Consider the following 22,204-nt stretch of genomic DNA (forward strand, 5'->3'; position numbering starts at 1 on the left):
TGCCCGATGCCGTTTACACTTGCCACTTGGAACATCAACTCTGTCCGCTTGCGCGAAGACATCGTGCTGCGCTTGATGCGTGAAGAAGCACCCGATGTCCTGTGCCTGCAGGAATGCAAAAGCCCGGTCGAGAAAATCCCGATGGAAGGCTTTCGCGACCTTGGTTACGAACACGTCGTGGCGCGCGGGCAAAAGGGGTACAACGGCGTGGCGATCCTGTCGAAAATCCCGATGGAAGAGGCGGGTGCATACGACTACGCCGATCTCGGTCATGCCCGTCATATCGCGGGCAAGCTGGAAAACGGGGTGACGGTCCACAACTTTTACGTGCCTGCAGGCGGCGACAAGCCGAACCGCGAAATCAACGAAAAATTTGGTCAGAAACTGGATTATTTGCGCGATATGCAAGCCGGATTTACTGCGGAAAAACCGGAAAAAGCTATTCTTGTCGGCGACTTGAACATTGCGCCGCGCGAAGATGATGTTTGGGACCACAAGAAACTGTTGAAAGTGGTCAGCCACACGCCGGTTGAAGTTGAAGCCTTGGCAGCCGTGCAAGCCGCAGGCGATTGGGTGGACGTCACCCGCGCGGATGTGCCTGAAGGCAAACTGTACAGCTGGTGGTCGTATCGGTCGCCTGATTGGGACACCGCCGACAAAGGCCGCCGCTTGGACCACGTTTGGGCCACTCCCGATATCGCTGGGTCAGCGTCCGGCAGTCGGGTCATCCGCGACGTGCGCGGTTGGGAAAAACCAAGCGATCATGCGCCTGTCTTCGCGACCTTCGATCTATAGCGACGCGATCTTGGCTGCGACCAACTGTCCAAGGGTTTGATGCGCGATCTCATCAAAATGAACGCCGTCTTCGGCGCAGGTTGTGACATGCGGGCTCGCATCAAGGAATGCGATCCCAGTATGGGCGGCGAGGTCTGCGTAAAGGGCTGGTAGGGCCGCTGATTTCCCTGCTGCCTGCCAAAGCTCTGCCACGAAGGCACCACGCTCTTGGACCACTGGCGGGGCGATCAGCAGAATTTCAAAACCACCGTGTTTGGCCTGTACGTCCGGGTCCTTTGCAATCGCAATCAGCCCCGCTATCGCGCTTGCGATACCTTGCGCTGTCAGGCCGAAGTAGGGTTTGCAGTCATTCGTCCCTAACATGATCGTCAGCAGATCAATGGGCTTGTGGCTACCAAGCGCAATCTGTAGTCCGATCTGCCCGTTCATATGCGCGCCCATAATGGGATCGCAGGCCGCCGTCGCTGTCCGCCCCGGTAGGCCTTCCTCTATCAGCCGCCACGACGATCCGAGTGCCTGGGCGGTCACGCTTGGCCAACGTTGACCGACGCCATAACGAAAATTGTCGGATGCCGCAGTCATCGGCATCGTGCCATGGGTGTTGCTATCGCCGAATGTAAGCAGTGTTTTTTGCATCTTTTTGGTTTAAGGCCAGCGCTCTCGCCAGTAAACCTTGAAATGGCCCTTGGCCTTTTGGTGCGCGTCTCCATATATAGTCCAACTGATTTGAGGAGAGCCCGATGTTAGAGCTTGGCACGACACCATCCGCACCCGCCGCCGCTGATATGATTGTAGATGGCACCGACGCGACCTTTATGCAGGACGTGATTGAAGCTTCGCAAACGGTTCCCGTGATTGTGGATTTTTGGGCCCCATGGTGTGGACCATGCAAAACTTTGGGACCAGCGATTGAAGCGGCTGTGACTGCCGCGGGCGGTCGCGTGAAACTGGTCAAGATCGATGTTGATGCCAACCCTGGCTATGCGGGCCAGTTGCGGGTTCAATCGATCCCGACGGTGTTCGCGTTTCATCAAGGCCAACCTGTTGACGGTTTTCAGGGGGCGTTGCCGCCGTCCGAAATTCAGGCCTTTGTCGATAAGATTGCGGCGATGGGGCCCGAAGCTGACAATGGTTTGGCCGACGCGATTGAAGCTGCAGAGCAAATGCTGACGGACGGTGAAGCCGCTGATGCCGCAGAAACATTTGCCGCAATCCTGCAAGAAGACCCTGCGAATGCTGCTGCTTATGCGGGCCTTGTCCGGTCATATCTCGCGCTTGATGACGTTGATCAGGCAGAGGCCGTGTTGAACGGTGCGCCTGCGGAAATCTCAACGGATGCGTTGCTGGAAGCGGCCCATGCCCAAGTCACATTGGCGCGTGAAGCGCAAAACGCGGGCCCGCTTGCTGAATTGGCGGCATCAGTTGACGCGAACCCAGACGACCACCAAGCGCGATTTGATCTGGCCGTCGCGCAGCATGCGGGCGGCGACGCCGAAACCGCCGTGGCAACGTTGCTTGAACTGTTCCGTCGTGATCGCGAATGGAATGATGGTGCGGCGCGGGCCCAATTGTTCAAGATCTTTGACGCGCTTGCAGCGAATGATCCAATCGTTTTGAACGGGCGTCGTAAATTGTCGTCTTTGATATTTGCCTGATCTGGGAAACACCCTACCTTGTTCATTATGAACAAACACGAATTGCCCGACACGATCCCAGTGTTTCCATTGCCCGGCGCTTTATTGCTGCCGCGGTCCCGCTTGCCGCTTCATTTGTTTGAACCGCGGTATCTGGCGATGATGGATGACGTCTTGAAAACAGACCACCGGTTGATCGGGATGGTCCAGCCCTTTGATGGTCCGGGAAAGCCGGATCAACTGCACAAAATCGGCTGCGCGGGGCGGCTGACTGCGTTCTCTGAAACCGAAGATGGTCGCTATATGGTGACGTTGTCGGGCATGTCGCGCTTCCGCATTATCGAGGAAACAGAAGGGTTTACGCCCTACCGCAAGTGCAAAGTCGACTGGGGCGGTTTTGGACGCGATCTAGGTCCGACCGAAATGGATGACGATTTTGATCGCTCTGCATTCCTGAAAACTTTGGGACGCTTTTTTGAAGACCAAGGTCTGAATACGGATTGGGAATCGCTGTCCGAGGCAGAAGACGAATTGTTGATCAATTCACTGTCGATGTTGTGTCCGTTTGAACCCGAAGATAAGCAGGCATTGCTTGAGGCGCCGTCCTTGACGACACGACGCGAAACACTGGTCACACTGATTGAATTCGCACTGCGGGGCGGGTCAGCAGAGGAAACAATGCAATGAACGCCGACACTTTTGACCCGAAAATGCTTGAAGCGCTGGTTTGTCCCGAAACCCGCAATGCGTTGAAATACGACGCGGAAAAGCAGGAACTGGTGTCCGAGAACGCGGGCCTCGCGTTCCCGATCCGTGGCGGCATTCCCGTAATGCTTGTCGATGAGGCGCGTGTGCTCGGCTAAATTGCCGAAGTTTACTTTTTATTTCGAATTTTACGGTCTCCTGAGCGAAGTTGCTAAAGGGGATTCTGAATGAGAAATATGCATCCGGCTGACGAATTGGCCATGATCCGAACTGATATTCGTCGGCTGCGTGAACGCGAAGATTATCTGCGGAAAGGGTTTTTGTCGCTGCGGCTGCCGACCCACGGCGTCGACGCTGTCGCGACGGTCAAAATAGTGAAAAACCGCCGGTTATGTCAGCATAAACTGCCCGCACATCTGCTGGATGATCCTGATCTTTGGGAAACGCAGGTTATCCGTCACGTGCATATCGACGAAGTGGGCCACCCGGCTGCGCAAATCCCAATGTGGGCAAATCAAGCGGGCAACTGCGATCTGATCGAACCGATCTAACGTTTCATGAGGTCGGGAAGATCACCGGTCAGGCCTGCCGCTTCGCGCATAAATGATCGGCGCAGGTTCGGCGCCTTGTTGACCAGACCCATCCCCAAATCGCGCGCTGCTCGCAGTAGGGGGTTATCGTTGGAAAACAAACGGTTGAATGTGTCTGTCGCAACCGCAAGCGTCGCCGTATCGAACCGACGCCATTGTTGGTAACGCGACAGCGTTTGTGCGCCACCGATGTCCTCGCCCCGCGCGCGGGCTTCCTTCAGCACTTGTGCTAGGGCCGCGACGTCACGCAATCCTGCATTCAGGCCTTGGCCCGCAATCGGGTGGACACCGTGTGCCGCATCGCCGACCAGCGCAACGCGGTCTGCGATAAAACTGTCAGCAAGCGATAGACCAAGCGGATAGGTGAACCTTTGCCCGACCAATGAAATCTCGCCAAGGAAACTGCCAAAGGCGGGCCGTAGCGCATCCAAGAAACCCGCATCATCAAGCCCCGCAATCATGTTCGCGCGACTGGTTACTTCTGACCAAACAATAGATGACCGGTTTTCGGTCAGTGGCAGAATTGCGAGCGGCCCATTGGGCATAAAGAATTGGTGCGCGATGCCGCCGTGCGGTTTTTCATGAGCGACGGCGCAAACAATCGCAGTTTGGTCATACCCCCACGCCGTTCGCCCGATACCAGAACGTTCAGCAGTGCCGCTACGGCGTCCATCGGATCCGATCAGAACCTTGCCGGACATCGTGCCGCCGGACGCCAGCGTCACCTCTACCCCGTTCGGTTTAACCGTTTGACTTACAACGGTTTCGCCCGACATTTGCGTAATCAATGGCTGCGCGGCTATGGCATCCAAAAACGCCCGCCGCAGGTGCCGATCTTCGACAAGATACCCCATCGGCCCTTCTTCAATTTCAGCATGGTCAAAGTGCATCATCCAAGGCGACGGACCTTCACCTGCGCGGCCATCGGTCACTTTAATCTCGAGCATGGGTTCCGCATGATCAGCGACCTGTTCCCAGACGCCAATCTGCCGCAACAGTCGCATCGACGTCAGCGCCAGCGCATAGGATCGCCCGTCAAAATCACGGTCTTTGCGTGTATCTTCGGGCAGGGCGTCAATAATCGTGACCGAAAACCCTGCTTTCGCTGCTGCCAACGCCAAGGCCGGACCGTTCAGGCCGCCACCTACGATAATCAAATCATTGCTCATGGGCCTAGATATGGGGGTCTGCACGGGATTGTCCATGCGCCGCGTCGCCGCTACCTTCGTCGTGAAGAAATAGGAGACCGCGATGCAAGACTGGCTATGGATGACCGCCGCTGATTTGGGGCGCGGGATTGCGGATGGGATGATTGATCCCGTTGCGTTGACCGAAACCTATCTGACCGCCATCGACGGGCATCCGTTACGCGACCGCATTTACGCGCGGGTCAGCCACGATCGGGCGCGGGCAGAGGCGCGGGCAGCTGCAACACGTGCCGCCAGTGGGTTGCGCAGATCGCCATTGGACGGTGTGCCTGTGTCGTGGAAAGATTTGTTCGACACCGCGGGCTTAGGAACTGAAGCTGGGACCAAGCTAATGGCGGGCAGGGTCCCTGATGCCGACGCTGAAGTCTTGCAAAACGCTACTGCCGCTGGCCTCGTTTGCCTCGGCAAGACCCACATGTCTGAAATCGCATTTTCCGGCTTGGGCCTGAACCCGATGACCGCAACACCGCCCTGCAAAAACGATGCAGAGGCGGTGCCGGGCGGGTCGTCTAGCGGGGCTGCCGCGTCGGTCGCATTTGGGCTGGCAGCGGCTGGCATTGGATCGGATACGGGCGGGTCGGTGCGCATCCCGTCGGCATGGAACGATTTGGTCGGGTTGAAGACAAGCCACGGATTGCTAAGCCTTAAAGGCGTCGTGCCGCTGTGTCAGACTTTTGATACGGTCGGGCCATTGTGCCGGTCTGTTGAAGACGCGAACCTTCTGTTTGGTCTGCTCGGCGGTACCAAGTCCGCTGATCTTGGCGCGGCATCTTTGGCGGGCCTGAATGTCGCGATCTTGGATACCATCGCGATGGACGGCGTACGTGATGCCCCGCTACAGGCTTTTGAAAACGCTGTCGCCCTATTGGAAGCACAGGGTGTAAACGTCACCCACGCAAATTTCCCACAACTGGCACAAGCCTTTGATGTCGCTGGAAACCTGTACGCGGGTGACAGTTACGGCTGGTGGCGTGACAAAGTCGAAGCAGCACCAGAAAAAATGTTCCCGCAAATCCTTGAACGGGTACGTGGGGGGCAGCACGTTTCTGCGGCTGATTACGTCAGCGGATGGAATTTGCTGCGACAGGTGCGCGACACCTTCACCGCCGCGTTCGCAGGGTTCGACGCCGTGATCATGCCAACGGCCCCGATATTGCCGCCAAATGCGGATCGGCTTTTGACCGATGACGCCTACTACAAAACCGAAAACCTGCTGGCATTGCGCAATACACGCATCGCGAACTTGTTAGACCTCACGTCGTTGACCCTGCCGACAGGGACACCGTCCTGCGGGATCATGTTCAACACACCAAAACACGCCGAAGCGCGCCTATTGCGTATCGGTGCTGCAGCAGAGGCGGCATTACGCGCAGGACAGGACACAAAAGACACAATCGCCTAACGGCTTGCCACAATCTGCCCACGCTATTCTGGACAGACGCCTAAACCAGCGGCTACGTTGGACAAAAGCGGGGCGAAATGATCCCGCACATGAGGCAGTTATGGTATACCCTGAGCGGTTTTCTTCCCTTCCGGAAGCGACGTGGCCCCGTTTGCGTGGGCTACTCGATCATCGGACACCCGGTGGCGAGGTCATTAATATGACCATCGGCGAACCACAGCACGCGTTCCCTGATTTCGTTGGCCCATTGCTGGCAAAGCATATGGGCGATTTTCGTAAGTATCCGAATAATAACGGAACTGTGGCCCTGTTGGACGCGATCACACTGTGGTTGGACAAGCGATACAATGTATCTGTGACGCCAGACAATATCCTGAACCTGAACGGCACCCGTGAAGGATTGTTCAACGCGGCCATCGCCCTTGGGCCAGAGACGAAGAACGGCAAACGGCCTGTGGTTTTGTCGCCGAACCCGTTTTATCCGGCCTATTCTGCTGCTGCGAATGCGATTGGGGCCGAAGCGATTTTTGTGCCTGCGACGGATGAAACTGGGCATTTGCCGGATTACACGGCCATGCCAGAGGACGTGTTGGAACGCACAACGCTTGCCTACATTTGCTCGCCAGCGAACCCGCAGGGCGCTGTAGCTGACGAAGCGTATTGGACAAAACTGATCGCCTTGGCGGAAAAGTATGATTTCAAAATCTTCGCAGATGAATGCTATTCCGAAATCTACCGTGACACGCCGCCTGTCGGTGCGTTGGAAATGGCGCAGCGTTTGGGGTGCGACCCTGACCGCGTGATGATCTTCCATTCGCTGTCGAAACGGTCGAACCTTGCTGGTTTGCGGTCAGGTTTCTGCGCAGGTGGTCTTGAGAGCATTCGCCGTGTGCGCCAATTGCGCGCCTATGCGGGCACGCCGTCGCCTGAACCGTTGCAGGCCGTGGCAGCTGCCGCGTGGCTGGACGAAAACCACGTGATCGAAAACCGCGCCCTTTACCAACAAAAATACAAAGCCGCCGACCAAATCATGGGCGATGTGCCGGGCTACAAATCACCAGACGCCGGTTTTTTCCTGTGGTTGCCCGTTGAGAACGGCGAAGCCGCAGCGGTGAAGCTGTGGGAAGAAACAGGTGTGCGCACGTTGCCGGGGGCCTATTTGGCCCGCGATTTCAACGGCGTGAACCCAGCAGACAAATTTTTACGGGTCGCCATGGTGGCCCCAACACAAGAAATGCAGCGCGGTCTGACGATCCTCCGCGACTGTCTCTACGACTGAGGGAATAACGATGGCATCTTATCAGGCACGCAAGCGCGATCCACTTTTGGACAGCAATACACAGGCGGTGATCGAAAAACGCAGCAAGGAATTGCTGGGTTTTGCGTTGATCGGCGTTGGTTTGTTGTTCGCGGCGATGATCTACAGCTTTTCGCCAAACGATCCATCATGGATTTCCGCAACTGACGCACCTGTGCAGAACTGGTTGGGTCAATCCGGCGCGTCCGCCGCTGCAACCTTGATGATGATCGTGGGCAAGGGCGCATGGATGATCCCGCTCGCGTTGGTCGCGTGGGGCCTGCGTTTTGCGCTGCACTACGGCCATGAACGCGCGATGAGCCGCGCGATTTTCGCGCCCATCGCTGTTGTGGTTGCGTCCCTTTATGCCGCGACATTGGTGCCAAGCGTGAACTGGCCACCGAACTTTGGCCTTGGTGGCCTGTTCGGTGACACTGTTCTTGGCGTGACGCTGCAAATCCTGATCCCTCTGGGTGCGCCGTTTGCGTTGAAATTGCTGTCACTTATTTTGGCGGTCTGCATGATTGTGGTGACGTTGTTCACCTTGGGTTTCACCAAAGAAGAAATTCGCACAGGCATCCGCTTTATGTTCTTGGGAGTAGTAATGGCCTACGCGCTGTTGCTACGCGTGCTTGGCAGAGGTGCCGCCGCCTCTGCCAATGCCGCAAATGGCTTGGGCCAAACGATTGCTGCAAAGCGCGAACAATCGCGTTTGAACCGTGAAGCAGCAGCGCTAGCCGCAGCCGAAGAAGCCGAAGCCGCTGCCTTGATCCCCGATCCGATCATGCCGGTTCCAGCCGCTGAAATGAAGAAACGTGCAACAGCCGTCGTGCGCGCAAACCCAGCGATGCCTGTGGAAACAGCGCGCAAAATGCCGCCGATGCCGGGGTCCCAGGTCGAAGAACCCGCTGTTGCGGCGCCTGTCGAAGAACCTGTTCTCACGGCGCCAACACGCGAACCAGCCCCGCAATCGACCGGTTTCTTGGCTGGTTTGCTCAAGCGCAACGCGCCTGAACCCGTTGTTGAAGAAGCACCAGCAGCGCCTGAAGATCGTGTATCCGCACGGATCGCTGACGCTGTTCGGTCCCGCAAAGGTCCAGCACCCGTCACCGATTTAGGTGCACGGATTGAACCATCACTGACCAAAGGGCGCGGCCCACAGCCGATGATTTTGGACACTACGCCACGCGGTCTGCCGCCATTGCCGGAAGACGTGCCAATGGTCGAGGCGGGCTTTATGGACGCGCCTGTCGATGATCCCGTGATCGAAGAGATCGCAGAAATCGAAGCACCGATGGAGGTCGCGGCACCCGTCCGGCCCGTTTTGCAGCGCAATTTTGCACCCGTGCAAGAACCAGTCGCTGAACCAGAGGTCCAGCGTGTCGAAATTCCGGAACAGGCCCCGAAGAAGGTCGTGCAGCACCCGTTGAAACGCGAAACACTACCGTCCAAGCAAGCCTTGCGCGAAAGCCAGCCTGCGCTGCCGCTGGAAGAAAACAAATACGCTGATTTCGAAATGCCGCCGCTGAACCTGCTGCGCGGGCCAGAGACGATCGAACGCTATGTTCTGTCCGACGAAGCGCTGGAAGAAAACGCGCGGATGCTGGAATCCGTGCTCGACGACTACGGCGTCAAAGGCGAAATCGTGTCTGTGCGTCCGGGCCCGGTTGTGACGATGTACGAACTCGAACCAGCACCCGGTTTGAAAGCATCCCGCGTGATCGGCCTCGCCGACGATATCGCACGGTCCATGTCCGCGCTGTCCGCACGTGTGTCCACAGTGCCGGGCCGGTCTGTGATCGGGATCGAATTGCCGAACGAAAAACGCGAAATGGTTGTGCTGCGCGAAATGCTGTCAGCGCGTGATTTTGGCGATAGCAGCATGAAACTGCCGCTGGCGCTCGGTAAGGACATCGGTGGTGAGCCAATCATCGCAAACCTTGCGAAGATGCCGCACCTTTTGATCGCGGGGACAACCGGTTCCGGTAAATCCGTGGCGATCAACACGATGATCCTGTCGTTGCTGTATAAGCTCAGCCCCGAAGATTGCCGGATGATCATGATCGATCCGAAAATGCTCGAACTGTCGGTTTACGACGGCATTCCGCATCTGCTGTCCCCAGTTGTGACTGACCCGAAAAAGGCCGTTGTTGCGCTGAAATGGGTCGTGGGCGAGATGGAAGAACGGTACCGCAAAATGTCCAAAATGGGCGTGCGGAACATCGACGGCTATAACGGGCGTGTGCGCGAAGCACTTGGTAAGGACGAAATGTTCAGCCGCACCGTGCAAACTGGTTTCGACGATGAAACCGGCGATCCGGTCTTCGAGACAGAAGAGTTCAAGCCAGAGGTGCTGCCATACATCGTCGTCGTTGTGGACGAGATGGCCGACCTGATGATGGTCGCCGGCAAAGAAATCGAAGCCTGCATTCAGCGTCTGGCGCAGATGGCGCGTGCATCGGGTATTCACCTGATCATGGCGACACAGCGTCCGTCCGTTGACGTCATCACCGGTACGATCAAGGCCAACTTCCCGACGCGGATTTCCTTCCAGGTCACGTCGAAAATCGACAGCCGCACCATCCTTGGTGAAATGGGTGCCGAACAACTGCTGGGCATGGGTGACATGCTTTATATGGCGGGTGGCGGTAAAATTTCCCGTATCCACGGGCCGTTCTGTTCGGACGAGGAAGTCGAAGAAATCGTGAACCACCTGAAAGGCTTCGGTCCACCAGAATATATGTCTGGTGTTGTTGAAGGCCCAGAAGACGGCAAGAGCAGTGACATCGATCTGGTGCTTGGCCTTGGCGACGGGTCCGATACGGAAAACGCGCTTTACGACACGGCTGTCGCCATCGTCATCAAGGACCGGAAATGCTCAACGTCCTACATCCAGCGTAAGCTCGCGATTGGGTACAACAAAGCAGCTAGGCTTGTGGAACAGATGGAAGACGAAGGCGTCGTTTCATCAGCAAACCACGTCGGCAAACGCGAAATTTTGGTGCCTGAACAACACTAGGATCGCATTGTGAGCGACAGTTGAAATAGGGGCGGGCCGCGTAAAGCGTCCCGCCTTTCCTTATTTTAAAGGGTGATAACCCGTGACGGCGGCATGTTATCGCTTATCATGTGGCACAACGGCCATGTTGGGCTTATGTCCTTGGGTGAAACATTGCCCGGTAACTGATAGGTAGCTTTATGAAACGACGTGATTTTCTGTCCATTGGTGTTGCAGCACTTGCGACCCCCGCCTTAGTGACCTCTGCCTCTGCGCAGCAATTGTCATTGGGTGAAGTGTCCGGATATCTGAACCGTCTTGTGACTGCTCAGGGTGGTTTTACCCAGATCAATGGCGATGGTACGCTGTCCACGGGCCAGATTTTTATCAAACGGCCGGGTCGTATCCGGTTCGAATACAACGCGCCGGACAATTCTTTGATGATTGCTGGCGGTGGTCAGGTGGCGATCTTTGATCCGCGGTCGAACACGGCACCGGATCGGTATCCGCTGAACCAGACACCGCTCAGCATTATTCTGGAACAGAACGTTGATCTTGGTCGCCGCCGCATGGTGACGGGCCATACGTCCGACGGCACATCCACGACCGTGACCGCGCAAGACCCCGATCATCCGGAATACGGCAACATCCAGCTGGTGTTTACGGCGAACCCTGTTGAGCTGCGTCAGTGGGTTGTGACCGATGATACCGGTGGTCAGACGACAGTGATCCTGAACGACGTGGTGCCGGGTGCGGGTATCGCTGAATCAAAGTTCAACATTGTCAGCGAAATGCGCCGTCGCGGTTTTGAATAAAACCCGCGCATAGAACAAAAAGCCCGCGTCACTGACGCGGGCTTTTTTGTTTAAATCTTGCCGCAGGATCGCAGCTGGGCCTCATAGGTCGTGGCGCGTCGTGCCACTTCGCCCGCGATCCGGATCAGCCACGGTTTGCGCCGCCATGTGCCGCGCAGATACCCGGACCGCCCATCGTGGTAGGCCAGATACTGATTGCGCGTGTCACCCAATGGCACGCCAGTTTCGCGGACCGTTGCGGTCATATACCAGCCCATAAAATCGGTCGCATCACGGATGCTTTCACGGTCAGCGCCGCGCCCTCCTTCTTGGTCTTGGTATTCTTCCCACGTGCCATCAAGCGCTTGGGAATAACCCAGTGCAGAAGACTGCCGTCCAATCGGGATCACACCCAACGCATATTGATGCGGCGGACGGTTGTTCGAAATGAACTTACTCTCTTGGTAGATCATCGCCATGATCGTCGGAACAGGCACACCCCATTTGCGTTGGGTTGCCTTAAATGCCCGCAGGTATTCGGGTCGTTCGTTCACAATAGCACATGCATTATCAAGATCACGCGGGGCCGTGCCGTATCCAGAGGAACAGCTGCCTAGCAGAACTAAAAGTACCATTGCGCGGAAGAAACTGCTCATCGCCTCACGCCTATCATTTGTTTTTTTCCAGCCTAGCCCAATGCGGCTTGGCTGTGAACGGTGAATTCGCCGCAGTTAGATCACAAATGCAAGGATGAGCGGTAAACTGATCACAGAAAGCACCGTTGATGCGACGACCAATCCCGCGACAGGCTGGGCATCGGCCCCGTATTTTTCGGCCAGCATGTAGGATGTAACCGCAACAGGGGTAGAGACCTGCACGATCAGAACGGCTGCCGCCACGGGGGACAGCCCGAACCACGTCGCAGCCCACCATGCAGCACCCGCACAAACGCCGACCTTCACGACGGACAAGATTACGGCCTGCGTCATCGCCTTCGTCTCTAGCCGCGCAACGGCAACCCCAAGCGTAATCAGCATGATCGGAATCGCCATTTGGCCAATCAGTTCCAGCGCGTTTGTTAAGAATTCTGGGGTCTCCCAACCGTTCCACAGGAACAACGCGCCAAGTAACGTGGCGGCAACGAGCGGTTCTTTTACAACCTTGGTTAACGACCCGCCGCCAGACACCAACCAAATGCCGACCGTGAACGACAGGATCGCCATGACGGCGAAAACCACCACCGCGTAACCCAACCCGACCTCACCAAAAGCGAACAAGGCAAGCGGTAAGCCAAGGTTGCCGGTGTTCCCGAATATCAACGGGGCAAGGAAGGTCTGCATGTCCAGCTTGCAAACCTTCACGACGATTAAAAAGGCAATAGCAACAAGCGTGTAGGCGACAAGGCTGGCCAATGTCAGCGTGGCCAATGCCTCTGGGTCGATCTCGGTCTTCATTAACGCCACAAAGATCAAACAAGGTACCGAAAGTGTCATCGCAAGGCGGGTTACAAACTCTACGCGGTATTCAAACCCCATCTTGACCCATGCAAAGCCGACAGCGGCAAGAAGAAAGACGGGGGCAGTGATGTTCAGGACTGTCAGTGCAAGGTTCACAGACTGTTTCCTTTTTTTGAAGGTGTTTACCGTGGACTTTGGCAGGCTTCCGCGGCTAGTAAAAGGGTAGGGGACTATTGTTATGTTTAAGACGCGTGCAAAATATCATTTGGGACAAGTTGTCCGTCATCGCAAACATCCGTTTCGCGGTGTTGTTTTTGATGTCGATGCAATGTTTTCAAACACCGACGCTTGGTACGAAGCGATCCCAGAAGACAGTCGTCCGGAAAAAGGGCAACCGTTCTACCATCTTTTGGCTGAGAACGATCAAAGCTACTACGTGGCTTATGTGTCCGAACAAAACCTTGTCGCCGACTACTCTGGCCAACCGGTAGAACACCCTGATCTCGACGATCTGTTTGGTCCCTTCGAAGATGGGCACTACCCGCTTCAGGTGCAAATGAACTAAGCCATAGGCTTGGATGCGACGCATCGCGGTGCGTGATCCCAATCATCTTAAGATGATCATTTCAAAGACTATTTGATCAATGTTTGGGCTGTTGTTCGGGCATTTCTGTTTCGACGGCAAGTTTCGAAACGAATACCAATACTGATGGGTAGGTTGCGGAAAGAATTCTCGACACAATCGTAACGATAGCGTTAGCATAAGGTTAAGATCAGCGCTTTGCTCGCTCCTGATCGCTCAATAGCTGCCTAACGAGAGAGATTTGTTTTGGAGATCTTCGAGACGTACTTAGATATTTTGCGCGCCACCCATCTATTCTGCTTCGCTATGGGAATGGGCACGGCGCTTTATTTTGACTACCGGTCTTTTCAATCGCTTTCCGATCCAATCGGTAAAGTTGACATCGAAGACCTCGAACGCATCCACGTTTGGATCACCGCCGCATTTGTCGGGCTTTGGATCACTGGAATTACATTGATCTACATCCGAACAGGTTTCCAGCTTGAAGCATTTTCGCCAAAGCTCTGGACGAAGATATCCATCATGGTTCTGATGACCCTGAATTCGTTCATGGTCGGGGCGTTTATCCGGCCGATGATGCGTAACAACATGATGCGCCCGATGATTTCATTGCCGCCGATGCAATTTGCCGTCGCGACCCAAGTTGCTGTCGTGTCATTGTTCTGCTGGTCGTCCGGTCTGTTGCTGGGGTCCAGTGCCGCACTCAAAACCGCCCCATGGGACGTGTTGTTGGTCATTTTCCCGATCTGGTTTGCCATGCTGACCATCGGTGGCCATTTGACCATCATGTTCGTGCGCCGGCGTGCCCTTGGGCACTTCGCGGCGCCCGCCGAATAATCAATATCCTAAGGCGATCCCATCTTTTCTGGGGTCGCTTGCCCCTTCCAAAACACCGCTGTCGTGGATCGCGATGGCTTGCGATCCGCCCATCGGACCCGGTGGCGTGACGACAACGTGGCCCATATCGGTCAATTCCTGCCTGACCGCATCGCCATAGGTGCTTTCCATCCGCAATTCGCCAGCTTCGGCAAAACAACGCGGCGCGTCCATCGCGGCCTGCATATCCATCCCGTAATCGCGCATGTTGCTAATAAAACGCGCATGACCCGTAGGCTGATAGGCCCCACCCATCACGCCAAACGGCATGTATGGTTTGCCATTGCGACACAGCAGCCCCGGAATGATCGTATGCATCGGACGTTTGCCGCCCAACGCTTCGTTCGGATGCCCTTCGTCCAATGTGAACCCCGCACCGCGGTTCTGGAACAAGATCCCGAACTTGTCGGACGCAAGCCCCGATCCAAACCCGTGGAAGATCGAATAGATCAACGACACAGACATCCGGTCCTTATCGACGACGGTGATGTAAACGGTATCTTTGTGGACGGCCTCGGCGCCGGGCAATGACGCGGGCAGGGCACGCTTGGGATCAATCAGCGAGGCCAGTTTTGCTGCTGTATCCGGCGACAACATGTGCGCCAATCGCGCGGTGTGATCCGGATCGGCAATCACGCGGTTGCGTGTGTCATAGGCCAATTTTGTGGCTTCCGCTTCGATATGGGCCCGTAGCGCACCCAGCGGTTCCATCGCTTTCAGATCGAAATGCTTGAGGATGTTCAGGATCAGGATCGCAGTCGCGCCTTGGCCGTTGGGTGGATGCTCATACAGATCAAGCCCGCCATAGCCGCCCCCAATCGGATCAGTGTAATCGCTTGAAACAGCGGCGAAATCGTCCAGCGTATGCGTGCCACCCAAAGCGTTCAGCGATGCGACCATATCTTCGGCCACTTCGCCTTCGTAGAACCCTTCACGACCGTCCATCGCGATACGGCGCAACACCTCTGCTTGCTGTGGCGATCGGAACATCTGTCCAGCGACAGGGGCTTTATCGTCAATCAGGTACTGGTCACGCGCAACGCCCTGCAGATCGCCTTGCAGCAGGTTCCAGTCAAAGGCAACGCGCGGTGCAACTGGCACACCAGCCTCCGCATAGTGAATCGCAGGGGCGAGCGATGCCTTCAGGCCGATCTTGCCAAAATCCCGTGACAACGTGCAAAACGCATCAATTGCACCCGGTACTGTGACGGCTTCTGGCCCACGCAATGGCACGGTCGAATGCCCCTGATCACGCAGTTTCGCGGCGTCCAGTCCGGCAGGCGCACGACCCGATCCATTCAGCGCAATCACGCGGTCTTCACCCGGTGGGGTCAACAGCACGAAACAATCGCCACCGATCCCCGTCATCTGCGGTTCGCAAATCCCGAGTAGAACAGCGCCAGCAATCGCGGCATCAACGGCGTTTCCGCCCGCCTCTAGAATCTGCACAGCAACCTTCGCGGCCAGCGGATGCGACGTGGCGCACATACCGTTGCTTGCAAATACGGCCGACCGGCCCGGTGTCGAAAAATCGCGCATCATATTCCCCCGAGGTTTGCACGCGACCTTACGAAAATGCAGCCGCATCGCAATCGAAAACCGGACCTTTTGCTTCACAGATTTCCGGTCTAGCCTGCGCGCAATTGGTCAGGGAGGACTAAAATGGAAAACGTGGTCATCACAGGGGCGGCACGTACTGCCATGGGCGGATTTCAGGGGGATTTCGCAGATGTCGATGCAGCCACATTGGGTGGTGCGGCGATCAAGGCGGCGGTTGCGCAGTCAGGCGCAGTCATTGACGAGGTCCTGATGGGCTGTGTGCTACCGGCTGGACAAGGGCAAGCGCCTGCACGTCAGGCGGCGTACAAGGGCGGTTTGACGGATAACGTCCCCGCGACGACGCTGAACAAAATGTGCGGGTCCGGCATGAAAGCGGCGATGATGGCCTTTGATCAGATCGCACTTGGCGGCGCCGATCACGTGGTCGCAGGGGGCATGGAAAGCATGACCAACGCGCCGTATTTGCTTCCGAAAATGCGGGCAGGGGCGCGGATCGGCCACCAAGGCGTGATCGACAGCATGTTCCTCGATGGTCTCGAAGACGCCTACGATAAAGGACGCCTGATGGGCACTTTCGCCGAGGATTGCGCCGATAAATTCAAATTCTCGCGGGCCGACCAGGATGATTACGCCCTGCAATCGCTCGCCAACGCAATCAAAGCGCAGCAAAGCGGGGCCTTCGCGGACGAAATCACACCTGTCACGTTTGAAACGCGGCGTGGCAGTGTGATGATTGGCGAAGACGAACAACCAGCCAAAGCGCGGCCCGAAAAGATCCCGACGCTCAAGCCTGCATTCCGTAAAGACGGCAGTGTCACAGCAGCCAACGCATCGTCCATTTCGGACGGCGCTGCTGCCCTCGTGCTGTCCGCGCAAAGCAAAGCTGCGGGTCCGGTGCGTGCCATCATCAAAGGCCATGCCAGCCACGGCCAAGCCCCCGGTTGGTTCACGACCGCTCCCATTCCGGCCGCGCAAAAACTGATGCACCGGATCGGTTGGACGACAGACGACGTCGATCTGTGGGAAGTTAACGAAGCCTTTGCGGTTGTGCCCATGGCCTTCATGCATGACCTCGGTATTCCGCGCGACAAAATCAACGTAAACGGCGGGGCCTGCGCATTGGGGCACCCGATTGGGGCGTCTGGGGCGCGGATCATCGTCACGCTTCTCAACGCGCTCGAAAAACGGAACCTCAAACGCGGGATCGCTGCGATATGCATCGGTGGCGGCGAAGGCACAGCAATCGCAATCGAACGTCCCTAACTTCTTTTGGTCAAAAATATCTCGGGGAGGTCTGGAGGGGCTGGCCCCTCCAGTGTAGCGGCGCGGAACGCGTCGCAAATCCATTCAAACAGGCAGCACCATGCAAGCAGACTACGACACTCTTTCCAAAACCATCGCATCCTTGACCGAAGGCGAAACCGACACCGTGGCCCTCATGGCAACGATTGCCTGCGAACTGCATCACAGCGACGACCGTTTCGACTGGACCGGATTTTACCGCGTCACAGCGCCCGAAATGCTCAAGATCGGACCGTACCAAGGTGGGCACGGCTGTTTGCAGATCCCGTTTTCACGGGGCGTTTGTGGGGCTGCGGCGCGGACAGGTGAAACCCAATTGGTCGACGATGTTGACGCCTTTCCAGGGCACATCGCCTGCGCGTCGGCCACGCGGTCAGAAGTCGTTCTTCCCGTTAAAAACAAAGCGGGCGATGTGATTGCGGTTCTGGATATCGACAGCAATCAACCGGCGGCTTTCACAGCCGCTGATGCGACCGCGCTACAGGCGATACTGGACGCCACTTTCGCGCGCTAAACAGAGAAATTTCACCAAGAATTGCCGCTTGGTGAAATTTTTCTTTGAAATTTCACGGGCCTGTGTCACGTTGCTGGAAATGAAACCAGCGATGCGATTCCGATGAAGCACGACATCCCCCCTGATGCACAAACACTTGGTGCCGACCTGCGTGCATTGCGCAAGGCGCGCGGGATGACGTTGATCGCCTTGGCTGACGCTCTGTCCAAGTCTGTTGGCTGGCTTAGTCAGGTCGAACGCGACCTGTCCGAACCGACCGTTGCCGATCTACGTGCAATGGCAAAGGTGCTGGACGTGTCGGTCTCAAGTCTATTCCGCACAGCATCTGCGCCCGGCGAAGAAGGGCTGATCGTCCGTGCCGATGCGCGTAGACCCATTGGATCGCGCGTCGCCGGATCGACCGAACAACTACTCTCGCCCGACCTGACCGATGATTTCGAAATGATCCATTCGGTCTTTGAACCCCACGCCGCCCTGCTTGAGCCCGCGACACGCCCAACCCAAGAGGTCGGTTATATCGTGTCGGGCAACTTCGACCTCTGGCTCGACGACACGCTTTTTCACCTGACCGCTGGCGATAGTTTTCGCATTCGCGGTCATCAGTACCGCTGGGCAAACCCGCATGACGAACCTTGTGTCGTCATCTGGGTCATCGCTCCGCCAATCTATTAAGGGATAGGACAGATGGTAACAGGTCAGTGCGAATGTGGTGCGGTGAAGTTTGAAACTGCGACCGTGCGTCCGGAAGTGACATTTTGCCATTGCAGCCAATGTCGCCGGATGTCCGGCCACCTTTGGGCATCAACCCATGTGCCGTTCAGCGCCGTTACCTTCACGAATGACGCGGGCCTTGCATGGTACGCGTCATCTGATTGGGCCGAACGTGGCTTCTGCAACACCTGCGGGTCCACCTTGTTTTACCGCCTGACCGGCAAAGACGATCTCGGGATCGCGGCAGGCTGTTTGGACGATGATGCAGGGCTAAAGCCCGGCAAACACATCTTTGTCGCTGACAAAGGCAATTATTATGAAATCGCGGGCGATGCGCCCCAACTGGATACACACTAGGGAGGTATCATGTCAGATTTTCCAACAACGGCGCGTGTCGTAATCATTGGCGGCGGTGTCGTTGGCGTATCGACGCTGTACCATTTGGCGAAAGAAGGCTGGACCGATTGCGTTCTGCTCGAAAAGAACGAATTGACGGCGGGCTCCACATGGCACGCGGCGGGCAACTGCCCGAACTTCGCGCCGAACTGGGCCGTGATGAACATGCAGCGGTATTCGCTGGATATGTACCGGACGCTGGCGGACGACGTTGATTATCCGATGAACTACCACGTCACGGGCGCGCTGCGTTTGGGGCACACCAAAGAACGTAAACAGGAATTCGAACAGGTCTGTGCACAGGCCCGCGCCATGGGTCTGCCGCTCGAGATGATCGGCATCGAAGACATGAAGAACTTCAACCCGTTCATTGAAACACACGATCTGTCGGCTGTGTTGTGGGATCCATTGGACGGTGACATTGATCCGGCCCAGTTGACCCAAGCGCTGGCGAAAGGCGCCCGCGATCTGGGCGCACGGATCGAACGGTTCTGCCCCGCGACTGGTGTGACGCAAAAGCCGTCTGGCGAATGGATCGTGCATACCGAAAAAGGCGACATTACCTGTGACAAAGTCGTCAACGCCGCTGGTTACTATGCCGCCCGCGTTGGTGAATGGTTCAAGCCGTACGGCGGTCGCAATGTGCCGCTGACGGTCATGTCCCACCAGTATTTCCTGACCGAAGAGATCGATGAAATCGCTGCGTGGACCAAAGAAAACGGTAAGAAAACACCAATGATCCGCGACGTTGATAGCAGCTATTATCTGCGTCAGGACAAGAACGGTCTGAACCTCGGGCCATACGAGCGGAACTGCAAGGCGCATTGGACAACCAAAGACGATCCGATGCCGCATGACTTTAGCTTCCAGCTGTACCCAGATGATCTGGAACGTCTGGAATGGTATATCGAAGACGCGATGGAACGCGTTCCAGTCCTTGGTACTGCTGGCGTTGGCCGCAATATCAACGGCCCGATCCCATACGCGCCTGACGGTCTGCCGATGATCGGCCCAATGCCGGGTGTGACGAACGCATTTGAAGCGCATTCCTTCACCTTCGGCATCGTGCAGGGCGGAGGCGCTGGTAAAGTGATGGCCGAATGGCTGATCCACGGCGAAACCGAAATCGACATGTGGGCCGTCGACCCGCGGCGTTACACCGATTACGCCGATGCGGACTATTGCGAAGCCAAAGCGCTGGAAACCTACGGCCACGAATACGGCATGCATTTCCCGCACAAAATGTGGCCAGCGGGTCGCGACAAAAAGCATTCACCGAACCACGACGCGTTGATCGCGGCTGGTGCGCAAATGGGGGCTTATAACGGCTGGGAACGGGCGACTTGGTTTGCTGAAGAAGGCGAAGACACATCAGTAGAATCGACCGAAACATGGGAACGCGAAGGCCCATGGAAAGCAGGCGTAGCCCGTGAAGTGGACGCTGCGACTAACGACGTCGCTGTCCTCGATATGCCTGGTTTCTCGCGCTACACGCTGACGGGTGAAGGTGCAGCCGAATGGCTGCGTACCCAAATCGCGGGGGCCTTGCCAAAAGCGGGCCGCATGAACCTTGGGTACTTCACCGATACACGCGGGCGGATCGTCACAGAGGTCACGATCATCCGTTGGGGCGAAGATGATTTCTGGCTGATGACGGCCGCCGTGGCGCAATGGCATGACTTTGAATTCCTCAAAGGTCGCCTTGCACCGGGTCTGACGATGACGGACATCACCAAAGAATGGTCAACGCATCTTGTGTCAGGCGAAAAGTCACGCGACCTGATGGCAAAGATCAGCGATGGTGATCTGTCGCTCGGATGGCTGACAATTCAGGACGCGGTTGTCGCAGGCAAGGACTGCAAACTGTTCCGGATCAACTTTGGCGGCGAACTCGGTTGGGAAGTCCACACGAAGTTCGACGATGCAGCCCCCGTCTACACCGCAATCCGTGATGCAGGCGCCAAGCCATTTGGCATGTTCGCGCTCAACGCCATGCGGATCGAAAAAGGGTACCGGACGTGGAAGGGCGATTTGTCCACCGACTACACCCTGCTCGAAGGTGGTATGGAACGGTTCATTCGGTTCAACAAAGAACAGGATTTCCCGGGCAAAGCCGCATTGTTGGCCGAAAAGCAGCAGGGCAGCAAAAAGATGTTCTGCACACTGACCTTTGACGACGTGCCACCAGCAGACGCCCCTTACATGTCGCCCATCATGCATGGTGACGACGTCGTTGGCGAAACAACGTCAGGTGATTGGGGCTTCCGTGTGGGTAAATCCATCGCGCTGGGCATGTTGCGGACCGACCTGAACACAGCCGGCACGCAGGTCGAAGTTGCGATCTACGGCAAACGCTACACGGTCACCGTGCATGAAGACGCACCGCTGTGGGATGCCGATAATACCCGCATTCGGGCGTGATGATTGACGTCCCATGAAAAAGCTATAAGGGGCGGCAATCTTCGCCCCTTATCTACGAAAGCGACCCTGATATGACTCGCGATATCATCCTTCTTGACGGCGGCATGGGCCAAGAATTGGTTCACCGCACGGACGACAAACCAACCCCGCTTTGGTCCACACATGTGATGTCCAAATATCCCGGATTGGTGGGTCAGGTGCACACCGACTACTTTGATGCCGGTGCCACGATCGCGACCACAAACACCTATGCTATTCATCGTGACAGGCTTGTTGGCACGGAACTGGAAAACGATTTCGAGGCGCTTATCGAAACAGCCCTGAAAGAAGCGACAGATGTCGCGCGTGAAGGCACGCAGATCGCGGGCGCAATTGGTCCACTGGTCGCATCTTACCGCCCCGACATTCACCCTGACCATGATACAGCAGTTCCGTTGTATGCAGAGGTCGCCGAACTGCTGAAAGCATCGGTCGACCTGATCATCTGCGAAACAGTCGCATCGGTCAGCCACGCACAGTCCGTTCTGGCAGGGGCTTTGACTGCTGGAAAACCTGTCTGGATGGCGTTCACGCTCAACGATCAAGACGGCACGAAACTGCGGTCGGGTGAACCTTTGATTGATGCGATTGCCGTATGTGGCGATGCCGCGGCGCTTTTGGCGAACTGTTCCGCCCCCGAAGCATTAGACGCGGCGATGCCTATTCTGGCGCAATCGGGTAAACCTTTTGGCGGTTATGCAAACGCGTTCACAATGATTACCAAGGACTTCCTTGGGGCAAAGCCAACCGTTGATGCGCTCGAAGAACGCAAGGATATGGGCCCAGACGCATATGCCGCGCATGTTATGAATTGGGTCGCGCAAGGGGCAACAATCGTTGGCGGATGCTGCGAAGTTGGGCCGAAACATATCCAAACCATCGCCGACAAGCTGCGCGAAGCAGGACATAGGATCATCTGACA

At 56.6% G+C, this 22,204-nt stretch carries 22 protein-coding genes; 17 read left to right on the forward strand and 5 right to left on the reverse strand.

Features of this window, described 5'->3' with window-relative positions:
* The first annotated feature begins 6 nt into the window (after window positions 1-6).
* Window positions 7-795: an exodeoxyribonuclease III gene (locus K3729_04570; protein UWR00054.1), complete on the forward strand. Its 789-nt coding sequence runs from the start codon at window positions 7-9 to the stop codon at window positions 793-795.
* Here the strand turns inward: K3729_04570 and K3729_04575 are convergent.
* Window positions 790-1,431: a lipolytic enzyme, G-D-S-L gene (locus K3729_04575; protein UWR00055.1), complete on the reverse strand. Its 642-nt coding sequence runs from the start codon at window positions 1,429-1,431 to the stop codon at window positions 790-792. The two genes, K3729_04570 and K3729_04575, sit on opposite strands and share 6 nt — an antisense overlap.
* A gap of 104 nt (window positions 1,432-1,535) precedes the next feature.
* On the opposite strand from K3729_04575, the gene K3729_04580 reads away from it, so the two are divergent.
* The 4 genes from K3729_04580 (at window position 1,536) to K3729_04595 (ending at window position 3,685) form a co-directional block, all read left to right on the forward strand.
* Complete coding sequence (locus K3729_04580; GenBank protein ID UWR00056.1) at window positions 1,536-2,450, forward strand: co-chaperone YbbN; 915 nt, start codon at window positions 1,536-1,538, stop codon at window positions 2,448-2,450.
* Between the two features lie 24 nt (window positions 2,451-2,474).
* Window positions 2,475-3,116: an LON peptidase substrate-binding domain-containing protein gene (locus K3729_04585; GenBank protein ID UWR00950.1), complete on the forward strand. Its 642-nt coding sequence runs from the start codon at window positions 2,475-2,477 to the stop codon at window positions 3,114-3,116.
* Window positions 3,113-3,292, forward strand: a complete 180-nt coding sequence (locus K3729_04590; protein ID UWR00057.1) for a Trm112 family protein — start codon at window positions 3,113-3,115, stop codon at window positions 3,290-3,292. Before K3729_04585 ends, K3729_04590 begins: the two co-directional genes overlap by 4 nt.
* Before the next feature lie 69 nt (window positions 3,293-3,361).
* The gene (locus tag K3729_04595; protein ID UWR00058.1) at window positions 3,362-3,685 is read left to right on the forward strand and encodes a hypothetical protein; all 324 of its coding nucleotides are present in this window, start codon (window positions 3,362-3,364) and stop codon (window positions 3,683-3,685) included.
* Here the strand turns inward: K3729_04595 and K3729_04600 are convergent.
* Entirely contained in the window at window positions 3,682-4,929 is a 1,248-nt protein-coding gene (locus K3729_04600) for a UbiH/UbiF/VisC/COQ6 family ubiquinone biosynthesis hydroxylase (GenBank protein ID UWR00059.1), read from the reverse strand. The two genes, K3729_04595 and K3729_04600, sit on opposite strands and share 4 nt — an antisense overlap.
* Window positions 4,930-4,975: 46 nt before the next feature.
* On the opposite strand from K3729_04600, the gene K3729_04605 reads away from it, so the two are divergent.
* The 4 genes from K3729_04605 to K3729_04620 all read left to right on the forward strand — a co-directional run bounded on the left by K3729_04605 (window position 4,976) and on the right by K3729_04620 (window position 11,444).
* Window positions 4,976-6,334, forward strand: coding sequence for an amidase (locus K3729_04605; protein ID UWR00060.1), 1,359 nt, complete (start codon window positions 4,976-4,978; stop codon window positions 6,332-6,334).
* A 100-nt stretch (window positions 6,335-6,434) separates the two neighbouring features.
* A complete protein-coding gene (locus K3729_04610; protein UWR00061.1) occupies window positions 6,435-7,613 on the forward strand; it encodes an aminotransferase class I/II-fold pyridoxal phosphate-dependent enzyme in 1,179 nt (392 codons plus the stop codon).
* Window positions 7,614-7,623: 10 nt separating this feature from the next.
* Complete coding sequence (locus K3729_04615) at window positions 7,624-10,650, forward strand: DNA translocase FtsK 4TM domain-containing protein (GenBank protein UWR00062.1); 3,027 nt, start codon at window positions 7,624-7,626, stop codon at window positions 10,648-10,650.
* A gap of 179 nt (window positions 10,651-10,829) precedes the next feature.
* Window positions 10,830-11,444 (forward strand): outer membrane lipoprotein carrier protein LolA, encoded by a 615-nt coding sequence (locus K3729_04620; GenBank protein ID UWR00063.1) that lies wholly within the window; start codon window positions 10,830-10,832, stop codon window positions 11,442-11,444.
* Window positions 11,445-11,494: 50 nt separating this feature from the next.
* Here the strand turns inward: K3729_04620 and K3729_04625 are convergent, their stop codons facing one another.
* Window positions 11,495-12,079: a lytic transglycosylase gene (locus tag K3729_04625; GenBank protein UWR00064.1), complete on the reverse strand. Its 585-nt coding sequence runs from the start codon at window positions 12,077-12,079 to the stop codon at window positions 11,495-11,497.
* Between the two features lie 75 nt (window positions 12,080-12,154).
* Window positions 12,155-13,036: an AEC family transporter gene (locus K3729_04630; GenBank protein ID UWR00065.1), complete on the reverse strand. Its 882-nt coding sequence runs from the start codon at window positions 13,034-13,036 to the stop codon at window positions 12,155-12,157.
* 82 nt (window positions 13,037-13,118) lie between these two features.
* Here K3729_04630 and hspQ point away from each other — a divergent pair, with 82 nt between their 5' ends.
* Both hspQ and K3729_04640 read left to right on the forward strand, forming a co-directional pair.
* Window positions 13,119-13,445 carry a heat shock protein HspQ gene (gene hspQ, locus K3729_04635; GenBank protein UWR00066.1) on the forward strand — a complete coding sequence of 109 codons (327 nt, stop codon included), beginning with the start codon at window positions 13,119-13,121 and terminating at the stop codon, window positions 13,443-13,445.
* A 330-nt stretch (window positions 13,446-13,775) separates the two neighbouring features.
* On the forward strand, window positions 13,776-14,300 hold the full coding sequence (locus K3729_04640; GenBank protein UWR00067.1) for a hypothetical protein: 525 nt from the start codon (window positions 13,776-13,778) through the stop codon (window positions 14,298-14,300).
* Here the strand turns inward: K3729_04640 and K3729_04645 are convergent, their stop codons facing one another.
* Entirely contained in the window at window positions 14,301-15,878 is a 1,578-nt protein-coding gene (locus K3729_04645; protein UWR00951.1) for a gamma-glutamyltransferase family protein, read from the reverse strand. It abuts the gene before it with no gap.
* A gap of 123 nt (window positions 15,879-16,001) precedes the next feature.
* On the opposite strand from K3729_04645, the gene K3729_04650 reads away from it, so the two are divergent.
* The 6 genes from K3729_04650 to K3729_04675 all read left to right on the forward strand — a co-directional run bounded on the left by K3729_04650 (window position 16,002) and on the right by K3729_04675 (window position 22,202).
* Entirely contained in the window at window positions 16,002-17,162 is a 1,161-nt protein-coding gene (locus K3729_04650) for an acetyl-CoA C-acyltransferase (protein ID UWR00068.1), read from the forward strand.
* Between the two features lie 100 nt (window positions 17,163-17,262).
* Window positions 17,263-17,715 (forward strand): GAF domain-containing protein, encoded by a 453-nt coding sequence (locus K3729_04655; protein UWR00069.1) that lies wholly within the window; start codon window positions 17,263-17,265, stop codon window positions 17,713-17,715.
* 102 nt (window positions 17,716-17,817) lie between these two features.
* Window positions 17,818-18,387, forward strand: a complete 570-nt coding sequence (locus K3729_04660) for a helix-turn-helix domain-containing protein (GenBank protein UWR00070.1) — start codon at window positions 17,818-17,820, stop codon at window positions 18,385-18,387.
* A 12-nt stretch (window positions 18,388-18,399) separates the two neighbouring features.
* Window positions 18,400-18,783, forward strand: a complete 384-nt coding sequence (locus tag K3729_04665; GenBank protein ID UWR00071.1) for a GFA family protein — start codon at window positions 18,400-18,402, stop codon at window positions 18,781-18,783.
* Between the two features lie 9 nt (window positions 18,784-18,792).
* Window positions 18,793-21,243: an FAD-dependent oxidoreductase gene (locus tag K3729_04670; protein ID UWR00072.1), complete on the forward strand. Its 2,451-nt coding sequence runs from the start codon at window positions 18,793-18,795 to the stop codon at window positions 21,241-21,243.
* 71 nt (window positions 21,244-21,314) lie between these two features.
* Window positions 21,315-22,202: a homocysteine S-methyltransferase family protein gene (locus K3729_04675; protein ID UWR00073.1), complete on the forward strand. Its 888-nt coding sequence runs from the start codon at window positions 21,315-21,317 to the stop codon at window positions 22,200-22,202.
* The last annotated feature ends 2 nt before the right edge of the window (window positions 22,203-22,204 follow it).

The sequence above is a fragment of the Rhodobacteraceae bacterium S2214 genome (genome assembly GCA_025141675.1).
In the GTDB taxonomy this organism is placed as follows: domain Bacteria; phylum Pseudomonadota; class Alphaproteobacteria; order Rhodobacterales; family Rhodobacteraceae; genus Yoonia.